The organism is Methylobacterium carpenticola (genome assembly GCF_042748905.1).
Classification (GTDB): Bacteria; Pseudomonadota; Alphaproteobacteria; order Rhizobiales; family Beijerinckiaceae; genus Methylobacterium; species Methylobacterium carpenticola.
The window spans coordinates 5839423-5862759 of the sequence record NZ_JBHZEO010000001.1; the positions used below are offsets into that span (position 1 = coordinate 5839423).

Below are 23337 nucleotides of genomic sequence, written 5' to 3' on the forward strand. Positions count from 1 at the left end.
CTCCACTCGGCCCTATGGGACTTCTCCCATGGTCATATCAGACTAAAGGCGAAGAAGGTCCCGGCATGAGCGAGTCCCGTCCCACCAGCCGCCGCGCGCGTCCGACCTTCACCGACCAGGAGGCGCTGCAGTTCCACGCCCATGGCCGGCCCGGCAAGCTCGAGGTCGTCGCCACCAAGCCGATGGCGACGCAGCGCGACCTCTCGCTCGCCTATTCGCCGGGCGTCGCCGTGCCGGTGCTCGCCATCGCGGAGGATCCGGCGCTCGCCTTCGACTACACGGCCAAGGGCAACCTCGTGGCGGTGGTGTCGAACGGCACCGCGATCCTCGGCCTCGGCAATCGCGGGGCGCTGGCTTCGAAGCCGGTGATGGAGGGCAAGGCGGTCCTGTTCAAGCGCTTCGCCGACATCGATTCCTTCGACCTCGAGGTCGGCACCGAGGATCCCGAGGCGGTCATCAACTGCGTCCGCTATCTCGGCCCGACGTTCGGCGGCATCAACCTCGAAGACATCAAGGCCCCCGAGTGCTTCATCATCGAGGAGCGCCTGCGGGAACTGATGGACATCCCGGTCTTCCACGACGACCAGCATGGCACGGCGATCATCGCGGCGGCGGGCGTGCTCAACGCCCTGCACCTCACCGGGCGCGACATCCGCGAGGCGAAGCTCGTCGTGAACGGCGCGGGCGCGGCCGGCATCGCCTGCATCGAGCTCCTCAAGGCGATGGGCTTCGGCGACCGCAACGTCGTCCTGTGCGACACCAAGGGCGTGGTCTATGCCGGCCGCACCGAGGGCATGAACCAGTGGAAGTCGGCCCACGCGGTCGAGACCGCCAAGCGCACGCTCGCCGAAGCCCTCGAGGGCGCCGACATCGTGTTCGGCCTCTCGGTCAAGGGCGCCTTCACCCCTGAGATGATCCGCTCGATGGCGCCCCAGCCGATCATCTTCGCCATGGCCAATCCCGATCCCGAGATCACCGTCGAGGAGGTCGGGCAGGTCCGCGACGACGCCATCGTGGCGACCGGGCGCTCGGACTACCCGAACCAAGTCAACAACGTGCTGGGCTTCCCCTACATCTTCCGGGGCGCCCTCGACGTGCGCGCGACCACCATCAACATGGAGATGAAGATCGCCGCCGCGCAGGCGCTGGCGGCGCTCGCCCGCGAGGACGTGCCGGACGAGGTGGCGGCGGCCTACCAGGGCACCCGGCCGCGCTTCGGGCGCGAATACATCATCCCGGTGCCCTTCGACCCGCGGCTGATCCACACCATCCCGCCGGCGGTGGCCAAGGCCGCCATGGATACGGGCGTGGCGAGGAAGCCGATTCCCTCCATGGACCGCTACCGGGCCCAGCTCTCGGCCCGCCGCGACCCCGTCGCCGGCACCCTCAACCGCATCTTCGAGCGCGTGCGCAAGTTCCCCAAGCGCGTCGTGTTCGCGGAGGGCGAGGAGGAGGTCGTCATCCGGGCGGCCGTGTCCTTCGTCAACCAGGGGCTCGGCACCGCGATCCTGGTCGGGCGCGAGGACCGGGTGCTGGCCAATGCCGAGGCCGCCGGCATCGACCTCTCGGGCCGCGACAACATCGAGATCCACAACGCCGCGAAGTCGGACCGCAACGCGGTCTACGCGCAGTTCCTCTACGCGCGCATGCAGCGCAAGGGCCTGCTGTTCCGCGACTGCCAGCGGCTGATCAACCAGGACCGCAACCACTTCGCGGCTTCCATGGTGGCGCTCGGCGACGCGGACGCGATGGTGACGGGGGCGACCCGCAACTATTCGGTCGCCCTCGACGACGTGCGCCACGTCATCGATCCCAAGCCCGGCCACCGGGTGATCGGCGTCTCGCTCTGCCTCGCGCGCGGGCGCGTCGTGCTCGTCGCCGACACGGCGATCCACGAGATGCCCAACGCCCAGGAACTCGCCGGCATCGCCGTCGAGGCCGCGGGCGTCGCCCGGCGCCTCGGCTACGAGCCGCGCGTCGCCATGCTGTCCTTCTCGACCTTCGGCCATCCCAAGGCCGAGCGCGCCGAGAAGGTGCAGGAGGCGGTCAAGATCCTCGACGGGATGCGGGTCGATTTCGAGTACGACGGCGAGATGTCGGCCGAGGTGGCGCTCAACAAGGACGTGCTGGCCCAGTATCCGTTCAGCCGGCTCAAGCAGCCCGCCAACGTGCTGGTGATGCCGGCCTTCCACTCGGCCTCGATCTCCACGAAGATGCTGCAGGAACTCGGCGGCGCGCAGGTGCTCGGGCCGCTGATCGTCGGCCTCGACAAGCCGGTTCAGATCGCCTCGCTCGGCGCCACCGACACCGACCTCGTTAACATGGCGGCGCTGGCGGCCTTCAACATCGGCGGCTGAGCCGATCCGGCCGCGCAACGGGATCCCGGAACCTCCGGGATCCCGTTTTCGCATGAGGCGGCTCAGTAAGCCGGGCCGCCGCTCGTGTTGCCCTTCTGCTGCTGGTAGCCGGGGCGCGACGGGTTCCGGGCGTTGATGTCCTGCTGCATCATCCGGCGGCTCACGCCGCGGCCGTGCATCGTGCGGTGGCGGCGCATCTCGCGGTGGGTCATCCGCGTCTGCTCGATCATGCCGCCGTTCTGCGAGACGGCGGTCGGCCCGGTGACGGCGGCCGAGGCCGGCGCGGTGGACAGGGACAGAGCACCCGCGAGCGTCGCCGCCGCGAGGGACAGGGTAAGGATTCGCATCGACTGGATCTCCGGACGGCGGATCGTGCCGCCGTTCTGTCGCTACAAAGTCTTGGCCGCCGCTTCTGTTCCGTCACCTCGCGAAGAACATTAGGGCAGGTCCGGGCGGCCCCGGCCGGGCTTGCATCGCGGGCCGGGCCCGGCCATGCGGGCCGCATGTCCGCTGCTCCCGCCGCTGCTCCCGCCCTGCCGATCGACGCCGTCCTCGGCGACCTCCAGGCCGCCCTCGCCGCCGGCCCCAACGCCGTGCTGGTCGCGCCGCCCGGGGCCGGCAAGACCACCCGCGTTCCCCTCGCCCTGCTCGACGCGTCCTGGCGCGGGGACGGGCGGATCATCGTACTGGAGCCGCGCCGGCTCGCCGCCCGGGCGGCGGCCGAGCGCATGGCCGAGACGCTCGGGGAGCGCGTCGGCGACACGGTGGGCCTGCGGGTCCGGCTCGGCTCGAAGGTGTCGGGCCGCACCCGGATCGAGGTCGTCACCGAGGGGGTCTTCGCCCGCATGATCCTCGACGATCCGGAACTGTCGGGCGTCGCCGCGGTGCTGTTCGACGAGTTCCACGAGCGCTCCCTCGACGCGGATCTCGGCCTCGCCCTCGCCCTCGACGCCCAAGGGGGGTTGCGTGAGGATCTGCGGCTCGTCGCCATGTCGGCGACCCTCGACGGGGCGCGGGTGGCCCGCCTGATGGGGGAGGCTCCCGTCATCGCCTCGGAGGGCCGGGCCCACCCGGTCGAGACCCGCTACCTCGACCGCGACCCGAACCGGCGCATCGAGGAGGCGATGGCCGAGGCGATCGAGCGGGCCTTGCGGGCGGAGCCCGGCTCGGTGCTGGCCTTCCTGCCGGGCCAGGGGGAGATCCGCCGCGTGGCGACGCTCCTCGAAGGGCGCCTCGGCGCCTTTCCGGAGGTCGATCTCGCGCCGCTCTACGGCGCCCTCGACCGGGCCGAGCAGGACCGCGCCGTGCGCCCGAGCCCGCCCGGCCGCCGCAAGGTGGTGCTCGCGACCTCGATCGCCGAGACCTCGCTCACCATCGAGGGCGTGCGGGTGGTGGTGGATTCCGGGCTCGCCCGGGTGCCGGTCTACGAGCCCGATCTCGGCCTCACCCGCCTCGTCACGGTCCGGGCCTCGCGCGCCTCGGTCGATCAGCGCCGGGGCCGCGCCGGGCGCACGCAGCCCGGCATCTGCTACCGGCTCTGGGCCGAGGCGGCGACGGGGGCGCTGGAGCCCTTCACCAAGCCGGAGATCCTCTCGGCCGACCTCGCCGGCCTCGTCCTCGACGCCGCCGCCTGGGGCGTCGCCGATCCCGCCACCCTGCCCTTCCTCGATCCGCCCCCCGCTCCGGCCCTCGCCGAGGCGAAGGCGCTGCTCGGCGGTCTCGGTGCCCTCGACGCGGACGGGCGCCTGACGCCCGAGGGGGAGCGCCTGCGGGCCCTGCCCCTGCCGCCGCGCCTCGCCCGCATGGTGGTGGCGGCGGGGGCGCGGGGGCGCGCGGCGGCCCGGGACGCGGCCGATCTCGCGGCGGTGCTGGTCGAGCGCGGGCTCGGGGGCGACGCCGTCGACCTGACCGAGCGGGTCGAGCGCTTCCGGCGCGACCGCTCCGGCCGGGCCGAGGACATGCGCCGCCTCGCCGCCGGCTGGGCACGGGCCGCCGGACCCGTCGCCTCCGAGACCGAGTCCCCCGCGCCCGGCGCGCTGCTGGCGCTCGCTTATCCGGACCGGATCGCCCGCGCCCGCGGAAAGCCCGGCGAGTTCGTGCTGGCGAATGGCCGCGGCGCGGCCCTGGAGCCCGCCCTGGCGCTCGCCCGCGAGCCCTTCCTCGCGGTGGCGGAGATCGTCGGCAAGGCCTCCGCCGCCCGCATCCTGGCGGCGGCGCCGATCACCCTCGACGCCATCGAAGCCCTGTTCGCCGACCGGATCGAGGCCCGCACCAGCGTCGCCTTCGATGCGGGCGCCCGCGCCCTGCGCGCCCGGGCCCAGCGCCGCCTCGGGGCGCTGGTGCTCGGCGAGCGCGTCCTGCCGGTGCCGGCGGACGCGGACAGCGCGCGGCTGCTCGCCCGCGGCGTCGCGGATCTCGGGCTTTCCGCCCTGCCCTGGTCGAAGGCGGCGGCGCAGTGGCGCGAGCGGGTGCAGTTCCTGCGCCGGGCCGAGGGCGAGCCCTGGCCCGACCTGTCCGACGCGGCGCTCGGCGCCACGGCCGAGGACTGGCTCGCGCCGCATCTCGTCGGCCTCACCCGCCTCGACGAGATCGGTCCCGACCGCCTCGCCGAGGCGCTCCATGCCCTCCTGCCCTGGAACCTGCGCGCGCGCCTCGATGCGGAGGCGCCGACCCATCTCGAGGTGCCGACCGGCTCGCGCATCCCGGTCGATTACGGGGCCGAGGAGCCGGTGCTGGCGGTGCGCGTGCAGGAATTGTTCGGGCTCGCGGCCCATCCGACCATCGGCGGCGGGCGGGTGCCGCTGCTGCTGCACCTGCTCTCCCCGGCCCAGCGCCCGATCCAGATCACCCGCGACCTGCCGGGCTTCTGGCGCGGCTCCTGGGCGGCCGTGCGCTCCGACATGCGCGGCCAGTATCCGAAGCATCCCTGGCCGGAAGACCCCCTCACCGCCCCGCCGACCCGGCGGGCGAAGCCCCGGGGGGCCTGACTCTCAGCCCTTCACGTGAGGGGCGGGTTGCGTCCGCCGCGCATCATACGGTTTCCGGATGATCGCTTCGCGATGCGGAAACCGGCCTCGCTCAGGCGCCGCGCGGGCTCGTGATCCGGTTTCCGAAAGTGATCTTCCGGAAACCGTATCACTTCAGCAGATCGGCGAAGATGTTGCCCTCGATGTCGGGCCGGTCGGCTCCCGGCCGGATGTCCGGGACGGCGTGGGGCGAACGTCCGCCGTCGCGCCCGGTGAAATGCACCTCCCTGAACCCGACCGTCCTCGCCATGGCCGCGAGCAGGTCCCGCGTGAGGATCGCGATGTGCCCCCATTGCCGCTCGCCCGTATAGACGCCCTCCAGGCCGCGGTTGAAATCGGAGTGGTGGCGCATCGCCCAGATCAGGTTCGGCGTGTTGACCCGCTGCCAGCTCCCGGGCTTCATCACCCGCCGGCTCTCCGCCAGGAACTGGAACTGGTTCGTCTGGTCGATGTGCTCAATGAAGTCCTCATGGTAGACGTAGTCGACGCTGTCGTTCGGGATCTGCCAGCGCCGGTCGCAGAAATCGAAGATGAAGTAATCGTCGTAATCGGTCGTGGAGAAGGCCGGGAGCATCGGCGTGACGTCGAGGTTGAGGAAGCCCCGCCGCGGCAGCCGCCCGGCCCCGCAATAGAGCTTGACCGCCTTGCCCTCGGCCTGGAGCTGCGCCACCCGGGCGGCGAAACGCCGGTTCTCCTCCTCGGGCGAGCCATGCGCGCGCGGCTCGCCCAGGGATTCGGCGAAGTGGAACACCTCCCACACGCCCGGCACCTCGGTGGTGATGAGCGCGCCATCCTTGTCGACGGCGCAGAGATAGCGTCCATCCTTGCGCAGCACGTGCCCGAGCCGGAAATGCGGGATGGCGCGGTAGCCGCCGAGCGGCCCGCCGCCGATCTCGACCTCGCCGTCATAGTCGCGCAGCCGCCGCGCCGCTTCCGCGTCGAAGTCGATCGACAGGAGGGAGCTCGTGATCTTCTTGCGGTCGAGGGATTGGTGCTGAAGACGATTCATGATCGTCTTGCAGAGCACCGTGCCGTGAAAGGTGACCAGGTACATGGCGCCCCCTGCGGCTGACGGGGCGTCCGGGCCGGACGAGGATCCTCGCTCCGCCCGGCCGCCCCGCATCAGGTCTCGTGTCCGCGCCGCCGGCGCGCATCCACCACCGCGGTCGCCGCCCGGAAGGCGCCCTCCGCGTCGAGTTCGGTCGTGTCGATCACCACGGCATCCTCGGCGACGCGCAGCGGCGCCGCCGCCCGGTCGGCGTCGCGGGCGTCGCGGCGGACGATGTCGGCGAGCACCGCCTCGAAGGCCACCGGTTCGCCCCGGCTCCCGAGTTCCCGGTGGCGGCGGTTGGCGCGCTCCTCGGGCGAGGCCGTGACGAACAGCTTCACGGGGGCGTCGGGGCAGACCACGGTGCCGATGTCGCGCCCGTCCAGCACCGCGCCGCCGGGCGAGGCGGCGAAGCGGCGCTGCCAGTCGAGGAGCGCCGCCCGCACCGCGGGGATCGCCGAGACGACGGAGGCCGCCTCCCCCATGGCGCGCTCGCGCAGCCGCGCATCCCCGAGGGACTCGGCCCGCAGCGCGCGGGCCGCCTGCTCCGCGGCCGCCGGATCCGCGAGGTCGCGGTCGGCATCGAGGAGCGCGAGGGCCACCGCACGGTAGAGGAGCCCGGTGTCGAGATGCGGCAGGCCGTAATGCAGGGCGAGCCGCCGGGCCAGGGTCCCCTTGCCCGAGGCGGCCGGCCCATCGATCGCGATCACCATCTCGACTTCCACGCGCGTCACGCCCGATCCTTCCTCAATCCGCGAAGCCACCGCCGAGGCCCCGCAGGTCGGCGAGGAAGGCGGGATAGCTCGTCGCGATCATCGCCCCGTCATCGACGGTGACCGGGTCGCGGCTCGCCAAGCCCATCACCAGGAACGCCATGGCGATGCGGTGGTCGAGATGCGTCGCCACCGTGCCGCCGCCCGGGGCCGGGCCGCCGTCGCCGTGGACGATCAGGTCGTCACCCTCCACCCCATGCGCGACGCCGTTGGCCTTGAGCCCCGCCGCCACCGCGGCGAGGCGGTCCGATTCCTTCACCCGCAGCTCGTGCAGGCCCTGCATCCGCGTCGTGCCCTCCGCGAAGGCGGCGGCGACGGCGAGCACCGGGTACTCGTCGATCATCGCGGGCGCGCGCTCGGGCGGCACGGTCACGCCCGTGAGGCGGCTCGCCCGCACGCGCAGATCCGCGACGGTCTCGCCGCCCTCCTCGCGCTCGTTGAGCCGCGTGATGTCGGCGCCCATCTCCAGGAGCGTGGTGATCAACCCGGTGCGGAGCGGATTCATCATCACGCCCTCGATCACCACGTCCGAGCCCGGCACGAGCAGGGCCGCGACCACCGGGAAGGCGGCCGAGGAGGGATCGGCCGGCACCACCACGTCGGCCGCCCGCAGGGTGGGCTGGCCGGTGAGCGCGATGGCGCGGCCGTGGCCCTCCGGCCCGTGCGTGGCGACGCTCACCTCGGCGCCGAACAGGCGCAGCATGCGCTCGGTGTGGTCGCGCGTCGCCGCCGCCTCGATCACCGTGGTGGTGCCGGGCGCGTTGAGCCCCGCCAGCAGCACCGCCGATTTCACCTGCGCCGAGGCGACCGGGGTCTCGTAGGTGATCGGGATCGCCTCGTCGGGCCCGCGCAGGGTGAGGGGCACGCGCCCGCCCTCCTCCTGCGACACGACCACCGTGCCCATCCGCACCAGCGGGTCGAGGATCCGGCGCATCGGCCGCTTGCGCAAGGAGGCGTCGCCGTCGAAGGTCGCGGTGACCGGCTGGCCGCCGACCACGCCCATCATCAGGCGCGAGCCGGTGCCCGCATTGCCGAAATCCAGGACGCCCGCGGGATCGGTGAGGGCGCCGATGCCGACGCCGCGCACCCGCCAGCGCCCCGGCCCGTCATGGTCGATCCCGGCGCCGAGCGCCCTGGCGGCGGCGGCTGTGCGCAGCACGTCGTCGCCTTCGAGCAGGCCCTCGACGCGGGTCTCGCCGATGCTGAGCAGGCCTAGGATCATCGCCCGGTGCGAGATCGACTTGTCGCCCGGCGGGCGCAGACGGCCCCGCAGGGGCGTCCCGGCCCGGGCGGTGATGGGAGACGGGGTGGAGGCGTGGGACACGGCGGGCTGCCTGGTCGGAGGGGCTGGCGAAGGGCTGGCAGAGGGCTAGCAAGAGCGGCGGGTCGTTACCACGTGGGCGGGGCGGCGTCATCCGCCCGCGGCGCGCGCGATTTGACACCGGCACCGCCCCCGACTAACGGGCCCTTTCCCGACGATATCTCGAAGGCTTTCGAACCGTGGCCAGACCGGAACTCGGCTTGAAGCGCCAGTGCATGAGCTGCGGCGCCAAGTTCTACGACCTCAACAGAGACCCCGCCACCTGCCCGAAATGCGGCACGGTCTACCAGATCGCGGCCCTCGCCTCGACCCGCGTGCCCGCCCCCGCGATCGCCAATCGCGCGCAGCCGGATGACGAGAGCGACGAAGAGACGAGCGGGCCGGAGATGGTCTCCCTCGACGAAGTCGAGGCCGTGGAGGAGGGTGCCGACACGTCCGTGGACGATGACGCCGAGGTGGGCGACACCGGCGGCGACGACGACACCTTCCTGGAGGAGGACGAGGAGGGCGGCGACGACGTCTCCGATCTCATCGACGGCGACATCGAGACCGACGAGGAGTCGTAGGGCTCGGCTAAGGCGTGACCGGGCCTCGCGAATTCGGCCCGGTCACGAAAACTTCGCAGAAGGTCGCCAGAGGGGCTTGTGTCCGCCGCGGCGGCCTCATATACAGCCGCCACCGAACGACGCCGCCCCGAAGGGACGGCTCCGGCGGCACCGCTGGCGACCCAACCGCCGCGGTTTTCAAGTGGGGCCATAGCTCAGTTGGGAGAGCGCTTGAATGGCATTCAAGAGGTCGGCGGTTCGATTCCGCCTGGCTCCACCAGCTTCCTTCCGGTTGTGCCGGGTTTGACAGGGCCGCCTCAGCGGCCTTTTTGAGTGCGAGACCCCGCGGCGGTTCCAGGCGCCGTGGTCGTGGAATGGGGCCATAGCTCAGCTGGGAGAGCGCTTGAATGGCATTCAAGAGGTCGGCGGTTCGATCCCGCCTGGCTCCACCATCCCTCCGCCTCCCTCGAATATCGTGATCCCTCGAACATCGTGATGATCATGCGAGGCATCTCGGGCCTCGGCCGTCGCTCGGCGTCCCGCCTGAGGGATATCTGACATCGTGTGCGACCGGTCGATGCTGCTGGCTGAGCTGAGGCCAGCGATCGCTGCGGGCGAATTCATCGGCTTCCCGACGACCGATCGGGCGGCTCAGGATGGGCCCTGCCCAGGCAGACCGTGGCGCGGAGACCTCCTCCCGCCTGGGCGAGCATGGCTCCGTTCCTCCGCCTGAACGCACCTCTCCTTTTACCTATGGCTGTCCGGGAAAAGAGGGGCGCCTCTCCCCTCTCCCACGCGGGAGAGGGGTTCCCCGTACCCGTCTTGTCCCCGGACAGCCGTGTCGCGGCTGGGGAGAGGACAGCGCCTCATCGGGTGAGAGGACTGCGTGGCCCGGTGCGGGGGAGAGGTCCCCGCGCCCACACCCCATCATCCCTACTTCCCGACCGTCCCCGTCGCGATCTCCGCGTTCGGGTCGAGCGCCGCCGGCATCGAGCGGCCGAAGGCGACGAGGCCGCTGCCGTCGACGCTGCGCAGATCGACCTCGGCGCCCGGCGCCAGGCGCGGCAGCGCCACGAAGAGCGGCATGCCCTTCGGCACGCTGCCGGAGAAGCCCACCACCTCCACGGGCTGAAGGCCGGCCGCGGCGAGGCTCGCATCCTTGGCCTGGGCGCCGCTCGGGGCGAGGCCGGCTCCGGCAACCACGAGGCCGGCGATCATCAGAGATTTCATCAGCACGTCTGGCCCTCCGACTGAGGAATAGCTGACTCATTCAACGCAAAAGACGCGATCCGGTTCTCCGGATGTGCTGAGTCTCGACTGGGGCAGGCCGGACGGCCTCTGTGGTGCAAGCCCGACCTTCGGCCGGACGGGCCTCCGGAAGGGCCGCAATCCCCGGTCTAAAGTACATATTCGAATATTTTGAACGACCTGAACAGATTTTTCAGTTTTCCTTCTGGTCCGGCCGCACCCATAGTCAACCCCGACACGCAGGGCGCACCCGGACAGGCCCGGGCACGGCCTGCGTGACCAAGAACGAACCGGATGGGAAGCGCACCAAGGGGGATCGGGTTCCCGATCCTTCAGATCCCGAGGGCGCTCCAGCATCGACAGATGATCCGTCCGGCCGGCGCGGCCAGCCGCGCCTGAGGCTTTCCCCCGCGAGCCCAAGCGGGGCTCGATACGAGCCCGACCGGGTCTCGACGCTGACGACGGTGAAGGAAACTGGAGGACAACATGGCAGGATCGAGACGGCCGGGTCGCAACTTCCTCTTCGTGCCGGGGCCGACCAACGTGCCGGAGCGCGTCCAGCGCGCGATGATCGTGCCGATGGAGGACCATCGCTCGTCATCGTTCCCGGATCTGACGCTGCCCCTGTTCGAGAACCTGAAGAAGGTCTTCAAGTCGAAGGACGGGCAGGTCTTCATCTTCCCGTCGAGCGGCACCGGCGCCTGGGAAGCGGCGCTGACCAACACCCTCTCGCCCGGCGACCGCGTGCTCGCCTCGCGCTTCGGCCAGTTCAGCACCCTGTGGATCGACCTCGCCCAGCGCGTCGGCCTCGACGTGGTGATCCAGGACGAGGAATGGGGCACGGGCGCCGATCCGGACCGGATCGAGGAGGCCCTGCGCGCCGACCGCGAGCACCGCATCAAGGCCGTGCTCATCGTCCACAACGAGACCGCCACGGGCGTCACCAGCGACATCGGCGCGGTGCGCAAGGCCATCGACGCGGCGAACCACCCGGCGTTGCTCTACGTGGACGGCGTGTCCTCGATCGGCAGCATCGACTTCCGCGCCTCCGAATGGGGCGTCGACTGCGCCATCACCGGGTCGCAGAAGGGCCTGATGCTGCCGGCCGGCCTCGGCATCGTCTGCGTCAGCCCCAAGGCGCTCGCCGCCACCAAGGGCGCCGAGTGCCGCCGCGTCTACTTCGACTTCGCCGACATGACGAAGGCGAACGCCACCGGCTACTTCCCCTACACGCCGGCCCTCCCCCTGCTCTACGGCCTGCGCGAGGCCATGGCCTGCCTGTTCGAGGAGGGGCTGGAGCGGGTCTTCGAGCGCCATCGGGTGCTCGCCGATGGCTGCCGCGCCGCCGTGAAGGCCTGGGGCCTCGGCCTGTGCGCGCGTGAGCCCAAGTGGTACTCCGACACGGTGAGCGCCATCGTGGTGCCGGAGGGCATCAACGGTGCAGAGGTGATCGACATCGCCTTCCGCCGCTACAACCTCGCGCTCGGCGCGGGCCTGTCCAAGGTCGCCGGCAAGGTCTTCCGCATCGGCCACCTCGGTGACCTCAACGACCTGATGCTGCTGGGCGCGCTCGCGGGCGCCGAGATGGCGATGCTGGATGCCGGCATCAAGATCCAGCCCGGCAGCGGCGTCGGCGCGGCGCAGCAGCACTTCCGCGAGACCATCCTCGCCAAGGACAAGCGCCCGAGCGAGGCCGGGATCTTCGACCGCAACCACTCCGACGGCGTCGTCCGGGTCTGAGCAATCCGCCGCGGGTCTGGTAGGTCGGACCCGCGGCCCCGCTTCCCCGCGCGAGGCCATTCGGAGGACCACGCCCCATGTCCCACACGATCGTCTTCCTCGACCGCGAGACGCTCGACGCCACGGTGCGGGAGTTCAGTTTCCCGCACACCTACAAGGAGTACGACGTCACCGCGCCGGACCAGATCGTCGAGCGCCTCAAGGACGCCGAGATCGCGATCGTCAACAAGGTGCCGATGCGGGCCGACACCCTGCGCCAGCTCCCCAAGCTCAAGCTGATCGCGGTCGCCGCCACCGGCACCGACATCGTCGACAAGGCCGTGGCCAAGGAGCAGGGCATCACGGTCGTCAACATCCGCAACTACGCTTTCAACACCGTGCCCGAGCACGTCGTCGCGCTGATCTTCGCCCTGCGCCGCGCCATCGTGCCCTACGCGATCTCGACCCGCCGGGGGGATTGGAACAAGTCGCGGCAGTTCTGCTACTTCGACTACCCGATCCGCGACATCGCCGGCTCGACGCTCGGCATCGTCGGCTACGGGGCGCTCGGCAAGTCGATCGGCAAGCGCGCCGAGGCGCTCGGCATGGAGGTCATCGCCTACGACGTCTTCCCGCAGGAGGGCCTCGTCGATTTCGAGACGATCCTGCGCGAGAGCGACGTCATCACGCTCCACGCGCCGCTCACGCCCGAGACCCGCAACATGATCGGGCGGGACGAACTCGCGAAGATGAAGCGCGACGCCATCCTCATCAACACCGCCCGCGGCGGGCTGGTGGACGAGGCGGCGCTGGCGGAGGCGCTCAAGAACGGCACCATCGCGGGGGCGGGCTTCGACGTGCTCACCACCGAGCCGCCGGTCAACGGCAACGTCCTGCTCGACCTCGACCTGCCGAACCTGATCGTCACGCCCCACGTGGCCTGGGCCAGCAAGGAGGCGATGCAGATCCTCTCCGACCAGCTCGTCGACAACGTCGAGGCCTTCGTGGCCGGCAAGCCGCAGAACGTGGTGGAATAAGGCGCGCCGAGGCCGCGGCCGAGGCTAAAGACAAGGGGACCGGGGCGGGTCGGGCGCATGGGCGGCCCGGCGACGCCTCGGAGGAAACGCGAGCCGCAAGCGGCCCACGCCGCGCCGGCGGCCCATGCCGCACCAGCGGCCAGAGGTTGGATGATGAAGAAGCTTCTGTTCCAGTTCGATACCGATGCCATGCCGAGCGTGTTCGACACGGTCGTCGGCTACGACGGCGGCGCCGACAACATCACGGGCTACGGCAACGTCACCCCGGAGAATGTCGGCGCCCTGGTCGACGGCACGATCTACACCCGCGGCGGCTCGGAGAAGAAGTCCACGGCGATCTTCGTCGGCGGCGGCAGCATGGCGGCCGGCGAGGTGGTGTTCGAGGCGGTGAAGAAGCGCTTCTTCGGCCCCTTCCGCGTCTCGGCGATGCTGGACTCGAACGGTTCCAACACCACGGCGGCGGCGGGCGTCGCCCTCGTCGCCAAGGCGGCGGGCTCGCTGAAGGGCAGCCGCGCGGTGGTGCTCGCCGGCACCGGCCCGGTCGGCATGCGCTCGGCCGCGCTCCTCGCCCGCGAGGGCGCCGAGGTGGTGCTCACCGGCCGCTCGCAGGCCAAGGCCGAGGAAGCGGCGCGGGCCATCGAGAAGCGCTTCGGCGTCGCCGTCCGGGGCCTCGAGACCCCGGATGCCGCCGCGCGCATCGCGGCCGTGAAGGGCGCCAACGTGATCTTCTCGGCCGGCGCCATCGGCCTCGAACTCCTCCCCGAGGAGGCGTGGCGGGACGAGTCCAGCATCCGCTTCCTCGCCGACTACAACGCCCAGCCCCCGCTCGGCTTCGGCGGCATCGACGCCATGGACAAGGGCAAGGACCGGCACGGCAAGGCGGTGTTCGGCGCGCTCGGCATCGGCGGCCTGAAGCTCAAGCTGCACCGCGCCTGTGTCGGCAAGCTGTTCGAGAGCACCGAGTCGCTCCTTGACGCCGAGGAGATCTACGCCCTCGCGAAAGAGATGGCGTGATGGCCGAGCACGAGACCATCGCCCGCTTCCTCGACGGGCTCGCGAGCGAGCAGCCGACGCCCGGCGGCGGCGGGGCGGCGGCGATCTCCGGCGCCATGGGGGCGGCCCTCGTCTCCATGGTCTGCAACCTCACCATCGGCAAGAAGAAGTATGCCGAGGTCGAGGAGGAGCTGAAGGGGATCCGCGAGAAGGCGGAATCCCTGCGCGCCGCCCTCACCGGCATGATCGCCGAGGACGTCGCCGCCTTCGACGCGGTGATGGGCGCCTACGGTCTGCCCAAGGCCACGGACGAGGAGAAGGCGGCCCGCACGGAGGCGATCCAGGTCGCCCTGCGCCAAGCCACCGACGTTCCCCTCGCCTGCTGCCGGGCCTGCCGGGCGGTCATCGACCTCGCGGCGGTCACCGCCGACAAGGGCAACCTCAACGTGATCAGCGACGCGGGCGTCGCGGTCCTGTCCGCCCAGGCGGGCCTGCGCAGCGCCGCGTTGAACGTCTACGTCAACGCCAGGGCCATCACGGACCGCGACTTCGCGGACGGCCGCCTGCGCGAACTCGAAGATCTTCTCTCCGGGACCGACGCCCTGACCGAGAAGACCTACGACGTCGTCAAGACGAAGCTGAGCTGACGGTCCCGCTCCCGGCCTAGGCCGGGAGCGGATGACCCAAAGGCGTGGCGACGAAGACTTCGACCGGGGCGCGGACAGCTCCCGGAACGGGATTCTGCGCGCCGAAACCAAGTCCTGAGGAGGCAACCATGGACGTGCACGAGTACCAGGCGAAGGAATTGCTGGCGAGCTTCGGCGTGCCGATCCCGAAGGGCGCCGTCGCCTTCAGCCCCGACCAGGCGGTCTACGCCGCCACCGAGCTCGGCGGCTGGCACTGGGCCGTGAAGGCGCAGATCCACGCGGGCGCCCGCGGCAAGGCCGGCGGCATCCGCCTCTGCAAGACCTACAACGAGGTGCGCGACGCGGCCAAGGACCTGCTCGGCAAGCGCCTCGTCACCCACCAGACCGGCGCCGAGGGCAAGCCCGTCCAGCGCGTCTACATCGAGACCGCCGACCCCTTCGAGCGCGAGCTCTATCTCGGCTTCGTCCTCGACCGGAAGGCCGAGCGGGTGCGCGTCATCGCCTCGCAGCGCGGCGGCATGGACATCGAGGAGATCGCCGCCACCGATCCGGAGGCCCTGCTCCAGGTCGTCGTGGAGCCGGCGGTGGGCCTGCAGCAATTCGAGGCCCGGGAACTCGCCTTCCAGCTCGGCCTCGACATCAAGCAGGTCGGCGGCGCGGTGAAGACCATCATGAGCGCCTATCGCGCCTTCCGCGACTGCGACGCCACCATGCTGGAGATCAACCCGCTCGTCGTCACCAAGGACGACCGGGTGCTCGCCCTCGACGCCAAGATGTCGTTCGACGACAACGCCCTGTTCCGGCGGCGCAGCATCGCCGACATGTACGATCCCTCGCAGAGCGACCCGCGCGAGGCGCAGGCCGCCGAGCACAACCTGAACTACATTGGCCTCGAGGGCGAGATCGGCTGCATCGTCAACGGCGCGGGCCTCGCCATGGCGACGATGGACATGATCAAGCACGCGGGCGGCGAGCCGGCGAACTTCCTCGATGTCGGCGGCGGCGCGAGCCCGCAGCGCGTCGCCACGGCCTTCCGCCTCGTCCTCTCGGACGCGAACGTCAAGGCGATCCTCGTCAACATCTTCGCCGGCATCAACCGCTGCGACTGGATCGCCCAAGGCGTCATCCAGGCCGCTCAGGAGGTGCAGATCACCGTGCCGCTGGTGGTCCGGCTCGCGGGGACCAACGTCGAGGCCGGCAAGGCGATCCTGGAGAAGAGCGGGCTCAACCTCATCACCGCCGACACCCTGACGGAAGCCGCCGAGAAGGCCGTGCAGGCCGTCAAGGGCGCCCGCGCGGCGGCCTGATCCCGAGATCCCGGAGACCGAAGTCATGAGCATCCTGATCGACGAGAAGACCCCGATCCTCATCCAGGGCATCACCGGGGACAAGGGCAGCTTCCACGCCAAGGAGATGATCGAGTACGGCTCGAACGTCGTCGGCGGCGTGACGCCCGGCAAGGGCGGGCGCAGCCATCTCGGCATCCCGGTCTTCAACACCGTCAAGGAGGCGGTGAAGCAGACCGGCGCCAAGGCCAGCATCACCTTCGTGGCCCCGCCCTTCGCGGCGGACGCCATCATGGAGGCGGCGGATGCGGGCATCGAGCTGATCTGCTCGATCACCGACGGCATCCCGGCCCAGGACATGATGCGGGTGAAGCGCTACCTGCGCCGCTACCCCAAGGAGCGCCGCTCCATGGTGGTGGGCCCGAACTGCGCCGGCATCATCTCGCCCGGCAAGTCGATGCTCGGGATCATGCCCGGCCACATCTACCTCAAGGGCAATATCGGGGTGATCTCGCGCTCGGGCACGCTCGGCTACGAGGCCGCCTCGCAGATGAAGGCGGTGGGCCTCGGCATCTCCACCTCGGTGGGCATCGGCGGCGACCCGATCAACGGCTCGTCCTTCCTCGACCACCTCGCCCTGTTCGAGGAGGATCCCGAGACCGACGCGGTGCTGATGATCGGCGAGATCGGCGGCCCGCAGGAGGCCGAGGCTTCGGCCTGGATCAAGGAGAACATGTCGAAGCCGGTGGTGGGCTTCGTCGCGGGCCTCACCGCCCCGAAGGGCCGCCGCATGGGGCATGCGGGCGCGATCATCTCGGCGGCCGGCGACAGCGCCGCCGAGAAGGCCGAGATCATGCGCTCCTACGGCCTCACCGTGGCCCCGAGCCCCGGCGAGTTCGGCTCCACCATGGCCCAGGTGATGGCGACCCGCCGCCGGGCGGCGTGACCGTCCTGATCACGGATGCTGTGATCGCCGCGTGCGGACAGAGCGCGGGAACCCCTCTCCCGGGTGGGAGAGGGGCAGGGGTGAGGGACGGACGCTTCAGCAGGAAACCTGAACCGTCCCGCTGCCAGCTCGACGTTTGGTGCTTGATCCTGAGGCCGAGCCGCCCTCGCCCCGACCCCTCTCCCACCCGGGAGAGGGGATCCCGCGCACGCTCGTCCGTGGGCTGTTCGCCTCCGACGCTCAGGGATCGCATCGCGATGATCCCACCCCCAAGTTCCCGAAGGGGCCGACGATGAACTTTGCGCATACCGTCACCGCGGGCGCGACCGACCAATCGTTCGCGCCGCCCGTGATCACCGGCACCTCGTCCCGCGAGGCGACCGACATCCTGTTCCACTCGCTGCTCGACGTCTGCCGCCGCCACGAGCCGGAACTCGAATCCGTGCTGCACGGCAACGCCAACATCTCGGATTTCTCGCCGGAGCTGATGGCCCGCGCCCTCCAGGTGCAGGGCATCTGGTTCCAGCTGATCTCGATCGCCGAGCAGAACACCGCCATGCGCCGCCGCCGCCATCTGGAGCGGACGCGCGGGCGCCACGCCCTGCGCGGCTCCTTCAGCGCCGTGCTGGCCGAGGCCGTGCACAACGGGATCCCGGCCGCCGGAATCCACGCCCTCCTCAAGGACCTGCGCATCCGCCCGACGCTGACCGCCCACCCGACCGAGGGCAAGCGCGTCACGGTGCTGGAGAAGTTCCGGCGGATCTACCTGCTCCTGCGCGAGCTGGAGCTGCCGCGCTGGACCGAGCGCGAGCGCAATGGCCTGATGGCCGACCTGCGCGACCAGATCGAACTCGTCTGGATGACGGGCGAGCTGCACCTCGAGAAGCCGAGCGTCGAGCAGGAGGTGGCCTGGGGGCTGCACTTCTTCGACGAGACCCTGTTCGAGATGCTGCCCGAGGTGATGGTCTCCCTGGAGGAGAGCCTGCGCGAGTTCTACCCGGACGAAACGTTCGAGGTGCCGGCCTTCTTCCAGTTCGGCTCGTGGATCGGCGGCGACCGGGACGGCAACCCCTTCGTCACGGCCTCCGTCACCCGCGCCACCCTGCGGCGCAACGCGCTCGCCAGCATGCGCCGCTACCGGGACGGCGTGCTCCATCTCGGCCGCATGCTCTCGATCACCGAGCGCTCGCTGCCCGCCCCGGCCTCGTTCAAGGCGGAGCTGGCGCGCCAGCTCGCGGAGAGCGGCGATGCGCGCGGCATCGAGCGGCGCAATCCCGGCGAGCTTTACCGGCAGTACCTGACCTGCATCCTGCGCAAGCTCGAAGCCACGATCGCCCGCAACGAGGGCGACGCGATCACCGGCGCGCCGGATTACTCGGACGCCGACGACCTCATCAACGACCTGCGGGTGCTGGAGCAGGGCCTCACCGACGCCAAGTGCCCGTCGCTCGCCGTCGACCTCGTGCGGCCGGTGCGCCGGATGGTCGAGATCTTCCGCTTCTCGACCGTGCGCCTCGACATCCGCGAGAACACCACCCGCACCACCCGGGCGCTGCACGCCCTGTGGGCGCAGGGGCGGGGCGACGACGCGGCGCCGCCCGAGGTCGATGCCCCGGCCTGGAAGGCGTGGCTCCTGGAGGAGCTGGCGCGTCCCCTCGAAGGCCAGCGCTCGTTCCAGTCCCTGCCCGAGGAGGCCCGCGAGACGCTGGCCACCTTCCGGCTCGTCGGCGAGATGCGCACCCAGCTCGACCGCGAGGCCTTCGGCGCCTTCGTGCTGTCGATGACCCATTCGGTGCCGGACATCCTCGGCGTCTACCTGCTCGCCAAGGAGGCCGGGCTGTTCCTCGACGCGGCCGGCGTCGAGATCTGCCCGCTGCCGATCGTGCCCCTGTTCGAGACCATCGACGACCTGCGCGCCGCGCCCGCGATCATGAAGGAGCTGCTGCAGATCCCGGTGGTGCGCCGCTCCACCCGCTGGCAGGGCGGCGTGCAGGAGGTGATGATCGGCTATTCCGACTCGAACAAGGACGGCGGCTTCGTGTCGTCGAACTGGGAGCTGGCCAAGGCCCAGGCCAAGCTCACCGAGATCGGCAAGCAGGCCGGCGTGCCGATCGCCTTCTTCCACGGGCGCGGCGGCTCGGTGAGCCGCGGCGGCGCGCCGACCGGGCGGGCGATCGCCGCCCAGCCCCCGGGCTCGATCCGCGGGCGCTTCCGCACCACCGAGCAGGGCGAGGTGGTGTCGTTCAAGTACGCCAACCGCGGCACTGCCGCCTACCAGATGGAGCTGCTCGCCTCCTCGGTCTTCGCGCATGCGCTCAATTCCGAGCGCGATCCCTCCTTCGCCGGGAAGGCGGAGTTCGACGACGCCCTGGAGGCGCTCTCCGGCGCCTCGCGTGCGGCCTACGTCAAGCTGGTGTCGCACCCGGACCTCGTGACCTATTTCGGCGCCGCGAGCCCGCTCGACGAGATCGCGCTCCTCAACATCGGCTCGCGCCCGGCCCGGCGCTTCGGGGCGCGCAGCCTCGCCGACCTGCGCGCCATCCCGTGGGTGTTCGCGTGGTCGCAGAACCGGCACGTCATCACCGGCTGGTACGGGGTCGGCAGCGGCCTCGAGAGCTTCCTCGACGTGCGGGGCGAGGCCGGCGAGGCGCTGCTGCGCCGGATGTTCGCGGAGTCGCGGCTGTTCCGCCTGATCCTCGACGAGGTCGAGAAGACGCTGCTCACCGTCGATCTCGACATCGCCCGCGACTTCGCGAGCCTCGTTCCCGACGAGGCCGTGCGCGAGGAGATTTTCGCGATGATCGCGGAGGAGTACCGTCTCACCCGGGCGATGGTGGTGCGGGTGAGCGGCGACCCCGAGGTGGCCGGGCGCTTCCCGCAATACCGGAGCCGGCTGACCGAGCGGCTGCCGGTGATCAATCAGGTCAGCCGCGAGCAGGTGGAGCTGCTCCGCCGCTTCCGGGCCGAGACCGACGCCACGAGGCGGGAGGCGATCAAGTCCGCGCTCCTGCTCTCCATCAACTGCATCGCGGTCGGCTTCGGCGCGACGGGCTGACCACGAGCACGAACTCTCACGGAGGAAACCGAATGAGCTTCACCCTGATCCCGCAGGCCAAGGCCCGGCTGCACCGCTCGGAACTGGCGGTGCCGGGCTCGAACCCGACCTTCATGGAGAAGTCGGCCAAGTCGGCGGCGGACGTCATCTTCCTCGATCTTGAGGACGCGGTCGCGCCCGACGACAAGGAGCAGGCCCGCAAGAACATCATCCAGGCGCTCAACGAGATCGACTGGGGCAACAAGACCATGATGATCCGCATCAATGGTCTCGACACCCACTACATGTACCGGGACGTGGTGGACATCGTGGAGGCCTGCCCGCGCCTCGACATGATCCTGATCCCCAAGGTCGGCGTGCCGGCGGACGTCTACGCGATCGACGTGCTCGTCACCCAGATCGAGCAGGCCAAGAAGCGCGAGAAGGCGGTCGGCTTCGAGGTGCTGATCGAGACGGCGCTCGGCATGGCGAACGTGGAGGCGATCGCGCAATCCTCCCGGCGCCTGGAGGCGATGTCCTTCGGCGTGGCCGATTACGCGGCCTCGACGCGGGCCCGCTCGACGGTGATCGGCGGCGTGAACCCGGATTTCGCGGTCCTGACCGACAAGGACGCCGAGGGCCGGCGCGAGACCCACTGGCAGGATCCGTGGCTGTTCGCCCAGAACCGGATGCTGGTGGCCTGCCGCGCCTATGGCCTGCGCCCGATCGACGGGCCGTTCGGCGATTTCAGCGACCCGGACGGCTACCGCTCGGCGGCCCGGCGCTGCGCGGCGCTCGGCTTCGAGGGCAAGTGGGCGATCCACCCCTCGCAGATCGACCTCGCCAACGAGGTCTTCACCCCGAGCGAGGCCGAGGTGACCAAGGCCCGCCGTATCCTGGCGGCGATGGAGGAGGCCGCCAAGGCCGGCCGCGGCGCCGTCTCGCTGGACGGCCGGCTCATCGACATCGCCTCGATCCGCATGGCCGAGGCGCTGATCGCGAAGGCCGACGCGATGGCGTGAGGGCGCAGCCCGTCCGTGGAAGGGGCGGATGACGGTGGGCGCGCGCGATCCCCTCTCTCACGGGGGATCGCGGGTTCATACGGTTTCCGGATGATCGCTTCGCGATGCGGAAACCGGCCTCGCTCAGGCGCCGCGCGGGCTCGTGATACGGTTTCCGAAAGTGATCTTCCGGAAACCGTATCACACGGCGGCTCGTGAGCGTGCCCTCTCCCCGCACGCGGGGAGAGGAGAAGCCCGCGCTTCATCCGGCGACGGGTGAATGCGATCATCCCCATGGGAGAGGGGATGGGAGAGGGTATCGGAGAGAGGGGACCGCGGCGGTTCCCGGGCGACCGGTCACGCCGTCAGCGCGACCAGCTTGGCTGCGGCCATGAACTCCTCGCGGCGCAGGGCCCGGCGTGCCTCCGCCTCCTCGTCGCGTCCCCACACGCTGGCCTGGAAGGTCTCGTCCACCTGCGCCGCCGCCCAGGCCTCCTCGGCCGTGAGGCGTCCGCGCAGGACCGCGAGGGCGAGCAGCACCGAGCCCGTCAGCGTCGTCATCACGTGCAGCCCGGCGAGCGCGAGCGGGCTCCCGACCGCATCGACGGCCTGCCGCACCGCCCGCAGCGACTCCTCCGGCTGCGCCACGTGCATCACGCCCTCGCTGAGCATGAAGCGGGCGCCGAGATCCGTGCGCGCCCAGTCGAGCACGGGATCCCAGGCCGCCGCCTGGCTCGCCACCAGCCGCGCCGGATCGCCGGCCCGGTAGACGAGGAGATCCGAGCCCGCGTAGCGCGCCGCATCCTCGGCCACCGCCTCGCGCCGCTCCGCCACCCCGTCGAGGGCGGTGTTGACGAGGCGCGTCAGCGGCATCCGGGCCGGATCGATGACCGTCTCCTGCGCCCCCCATTCCTCCGCCAGGGCCTCGGCCACAGCGGCCTGCGGCACTGCGATGAGGCGGCGGCCCGGCGTGCGGGCGGGGCGGCCGTCGAGGACGAGCCGGTGCCCGTCCTCCGCCGCGGCGACGCCCGCCTCGGCATAGAAGCGCTTGGGCAGGGCGGGCTTCCCGGCCTGCCGGGCGGCGCGCAGGGGATCGACGTCCGGATCGGGTTGGCCGAGCCAGTCGCGCAGGGTGCCGTCGCGGGGAGAATCGTCGCGGGAGGTGTCGTCGGTCATGGCTGGCAGATAGGGTGTTGCGGGCTCCGATGCGAGGCGCCGCGTGCGATCAGCCCGGGAGCCGTCCATCCAGCACCGCATCGAGCTCCGCGTAGGACCCGACCACCTGCTGGGCGCCCGCGGCGGTCAGGGCCTCCACCGTGTGGTAGCCCCAGGCGACCCCGATCGGCAGCACCTGGGCGCCCCGCGCCATCACCATGTCGTAGGTCGTGTCGCCGATCATCAGCGTGTCGGGGGGAGACAGCCCCACCTCCCCCATCGCCTGCTGGAGCATCGCCGGGTGCGGCTTCGAGGGGGCATCGTCCGCGGTCTGGATCGTGGAGAACCACGCCTCCCAGCCATAGGCGCGCAGGAGATGGTCGACGCCGCGCCGCGACTTGCCGGTGGCGATGCCGAGCAGCACCTCCGGCGTGCGGTGCAGGCGCGCCACCAGGTCGGCGGCGCCGGGAAAGAGCGGCTCGCGCAGGGCCGCCTCGGCGCGCAGGCGCCCGAAGGCCTCCTTGTAGTGGGTGGCGAGCGCCGTCACCGGGCCGTCCGCGCCGACGAGGGCCGTGAAGGCCTGGGGCAGCGACAGGCCCACCACCGACAGGGCCCGCTCGCGGCTCGGCGCCGGCAGGCCGACGGCGGCGAAGGCCGCCTGCTGCGCGGCCACGATCAGGTGCTGGCTGTCGACGAGGGTGCCGTCGACATCGAAGACGATGAGGATCACGCGCGGGCCCGTCCGTTCGCCCGGGCGTCCCTGCCCCGGCCGCGGGTCCCGTCAGGGCCGCGTGCGGGCGGGGTTCCCCGGCTGGATCCGCTCATAGCCCAGGCGGCAGCGGATCAGGAAGCGGCGCCGCGCCCCACCCTTCAGATTGCGGCGCAGGGCGGCGCGATTGCAGGCGGCGTAGGAGATGCGGCGCTTCGCGCGGCCCGCGCCGCGCCCGTCGCCCCGCGGGGCCGGAGCGGCGGCGGGGGGAGCCGGGGCGGTGACGGGCGGAGGGGCCGCCTGAGTCGTCTCGATCTGCGGCGGCGGGGCGGCCGGCGGCGCCTGGGCCAGGGACACGGCCGGGGGCAGCGCCGCGGCGGCGAATCCGAGCAGGCCGAGACAGGCGAGCGCGACGGATCTCATCGGGCCGGGTCGCATGGCGTTGAGGCTCTCTCTCCGGACAAGATCGACGGGCCGCGGATCCCGCGCGAC

Annotated in this window: 19 protein-coding genes and 2 tRNA genes; 13 read left to right on the plus strand and 8 right to left on the minus strand. The window is 71.2% G+C overall.

Annotated elements, in window-relative coordinates; translation table 11 throughout:
- Nucleotides 1–65 precede the first annotated feature (65 nt).
- The gene (locus tag ACE101_RS27040) at nucleotides 66–2357 is read left to right on the plus strand and encodes an NADP-dependent malic enzyme (RefSeq protein ID WP_379136385.1); all 2292 of its coding nucleotides are present in this window, start codon (nucleotides 66–68) and stop codon (nucleotides 2355–2357) included.
- 62 nt (nucleotides 2358–2419) lie between these two features.
- On the opposite strand, the gene ACE101_RS27045 is transcribed toward ACE101_RS27040, so the two are convergent.
- Complete coding sequence (locus tag ACE101_RS27045; protein WP_379136388.1) at nucleotides 2420–2704, minus strand: hypothetical protein; 285 nt, start codon at nucleotides 2702–2704, stop codon at nucleotides 2420–2422.
- A 156-nt stretch (nucleotides 2705–2860) separates the two neighbouring features.
- Between ACE101_RS27045 and hrpB the strand changes: the two genes are divergently transcribed.
- Nucleotides 2861–5344, plus strand: a complete 2484-nt coding sequence (gene hrpB, locus ACE101_RS27050; protein ID WP_379136391.1) for an ATP-dependent helicase HrpB — start codon at nucleotides 2861–2863, stop codon at nucleotides 5342–5344.
- Nucleotides 5345–5492: 148 nt separating this feature from the next.
- Here the strand turns inward: hrpB and ACE101_RS27055 are convergent, their stop codons facing one another.
- The 3 genes from ACE101_RS27055 to aroA all read right to left on the minus strand — a co-directional run bounded on the left by ACE101_RS27055 (nucleotide 5493) and on the right by aroA (nucleotide 8528).
- On the minus strand, nucleotides 5493–6437 hold the full coding sequence (locus ACE101_RS27055) for a class I SAM-dependent methyltransferase (protein ID WP_379136393.1): 945 nt from the start codon (nucleotides 6435–6437) through the stop codon (nucleotides 5493–5495).
- A gap of 68 nt (nucleotides 6438–6505) precedes the next feature.
- Nucleotides 6506–7144, minus strand: coding sequence for a (d)CMP kinase (gene cmk / locus ACE101_RS27060; protein ID WP_379138965.1), 639 nt, complete (start codon nucleotides 7142–7144; stop codon nucleotides 6506–6508).
- A gap of 34 nt (nucleotides 7145–7178) precedes the next feature.
- Complete coding sequence (aroA, locus tag ACE101_RS27065; protein WP_379136396.1) at nucleotides 7179–8528, minus strand: 3-phosphoshikimate 1-carboxyvinyltransferase; 1350 nt, start codon at nucleotides 8526–8528, stop codon at nucleotides 7179–7181.
- A 176-nt stretch (nucleotides 8529–8704) separates the two neighbouring features.
- On the opposite strand from aroA, the gene ACE101_RS27070 reads away from it, so the two are divergent.
- The 3 genes from ACE101_RS27070 (at nucleotide 8705) to ACE101_RS27080 (ending at nucleotide 9522) form a co-directional block, all read left to right on the plus strand.
- Nucleotides 8705–9091, plus strand: a complete 387-nt coding sequence (locus ACE101_RS27070) for a TIGR02300 family protein (protein WP_379136398.1) — start codon at nucleotides 8705–8707, stop codon at nucleotides 9089–9091.
- A gap of 183 nt (nucleotides 9092–9274) precedes the next feature.
- Nucleotides 9275–9350 (plus strand) — tRNA-Ala (locus ACE101_RS27075).
- A 96-nt stretch (nucleotides 9351–9446) separates the two neighbouring features.
- Nucleotides 9447–9522: transfer RNA gene (locus ACE101_RS27080), tRNA-Ala, on the plus strand.
- A gap of 481 nt (nucleotides 9523–10003) precedes the next feature.
- On the opposite strand, the gene ACE101_RS27085 is transcribed toward ACE101_RS27080, so the two are convergent.
- Entirely contained in the window at nucleotides 10004–10300 is a 297-nt protein-coding gene (locus tag ACE101_RS27085; protein WP_379138968.1) for a hypothetical protein, read from the minus strand.
- A 504-nt stretch (nucleotides 10301–10804) separates the two neighbouring features.
- Here ACE101_RS27085 and ACE101_RS27090 point away from each other — a divergent pair.
- The 8 genes from ACE101_RS27090 (at nucleotide 10805) to ACE101_RS27125 (ending at nucleotide 21002) form a co-directional block, all read left to right on the plus strand.
- Entirely contained in the window at nucleotides 10805–12058 is a 1254-nt protein-coding gene (locus tag ACE101_RS27090; RefSeq protein WP_379136401.1) for an aminotransferase class V-fold PLP-dependent enzyme, read from the plus strand.
- Between the two features lie 77 nt (nucleotides 12059–12135).
- Complete coding sequence (locus ACE101_RS27095) at nucleotides 12136–13074, plus strand: D-2-hydroxyacid dehydrogenase (protein WP_379136404.1); 939 nt, start codon at nucleotides 12136–12138, stop codon at nucleotides 13072–13074.
- A 150-nt stretch (nucleotides 13075–13224) separates the two neighbouring features.
- Nucleotides 13225–14088, plus strand: a complete 864-nt coding sequence (locus tag ACE101_RS27100) for an NADP-dependent methylenetetrahydromethanopterin/methylenetetrahydrofolate dehydrogenase (protein WP_379136406.1) — start codon at nucleotides 13225–13227, stop codon at nucleotides 14086–14088.
- Complete coding sequence (gene fchA, locus ACE101_RS27105; RefSeq protein WP_379136409.1) at nucleotides 14088–14714, plus strand: methenyltetrahydrofolate cyclohydrolase; 627 nt, start codon at nucleotides 14088–14090, stop codon at nucleotides 14712–14714. Before ACE101_RS27100 ends, fchA begins: the two co-directional genes overlap by 1 nt.
- A 128-nt stretch (nucleotides 14715–14842) precedes the next feature.
- A complete protein-coding gene (locus ACE101_RS27110) occupies nucleotides 14843–16021 on the plus strand; it encodes a malate--CoA ligase subunit beta (protein WP_379136412.1) in 1179 nt (392 codons plus the stop codon).
- A gap of 25 nt (nucleotides 16022–16046) precedes the next feature.
- Nucleotides 16047–16946, plus strand: coding sequence for a succinate--CoA ligase subunit alpha (gene sucD, locus ACE101_RS27115; RefSeq protein ID WP_379136414.1), 900 nt, complete (start codon nucleotides 16047–16049; stop codon nucleotides 16944–16946).
- A 292-nt stretch (nucleotides 16947–17238) separates the two neighbouring features.
- Complete coding sequence (locus ACE101_RS27120; protein WP_379136417.1) at nucleotides 17239–20001, plus strand: phosphoenolpyruvate carboxylase; 2763 nt, start codon at nucleotides 17239–17241, stop codon at nucleotides 19999–20001.
- Between the two features lie 32 nt (nucleotides 20002–20033).
- Entirely contained in the window at nucleotides 20034–21002 is a 969-nt protein-coding gene (locus ACE101_RS27125) for an HpcH/HpaI aldolase/citrate lyase family protein (RefSeq protein WP_379136420.1), read from the plus strand.
- A gap of 336 nt (nucleotides 21003–21338) precedes the next feature.
- On the opposite strand, the gene ACE101_RS27130 is transcribed toward ACE101_RS27125, so the two are convergent.
- The 3 genes from ACE101_RS27130 to ACE101_RS27140 are packed head-to-tail and all read right to left on the minus strand — an operon-like array spanning nucleotide 21339 to nucleotide 23268.
- Nucleotides 21339–22157, minus strand: coding sequence for an ATP12 family chaperone protein (locus ACE101_RS27130; protein WP_379136423.1), 819 nt, complete (start codon nucleotides 22155–22157; stop codon nucleotides 21339–21341).
- 49 nt (nucleotides 22158–22206) lie between these two features.
- The gene (locus ACE101_RS27135) at nucleotides 22207–22866 is read right to left on the minus strand and encodes an HAD-IA family hydrolase (protein ID WP_379136425.1); all 660 of its coding nucleotides are present in this window, start codon (nucleotides 22864–22866) and stop codon (nucleotides 22207–22209) included.
- Nucleotides 22867–22917: 51 nt separating this feature from the next.
- Nucleotides 22918–23268 carry a serine/threonine protein kinase gene (locus tag ACE101_RS27140; protein ID WP_379136428.1) on the minus strand — a complete coding sequence of 117 codons (351 nt, stop codon included), beginning with the start codon at nucleotides 23266–23268 and terminating at the stop codon, nucleotides 22918–22920.
- Between the last annotated feature and the right edge of the window lie 69 nt (nucleotides 23269–23337).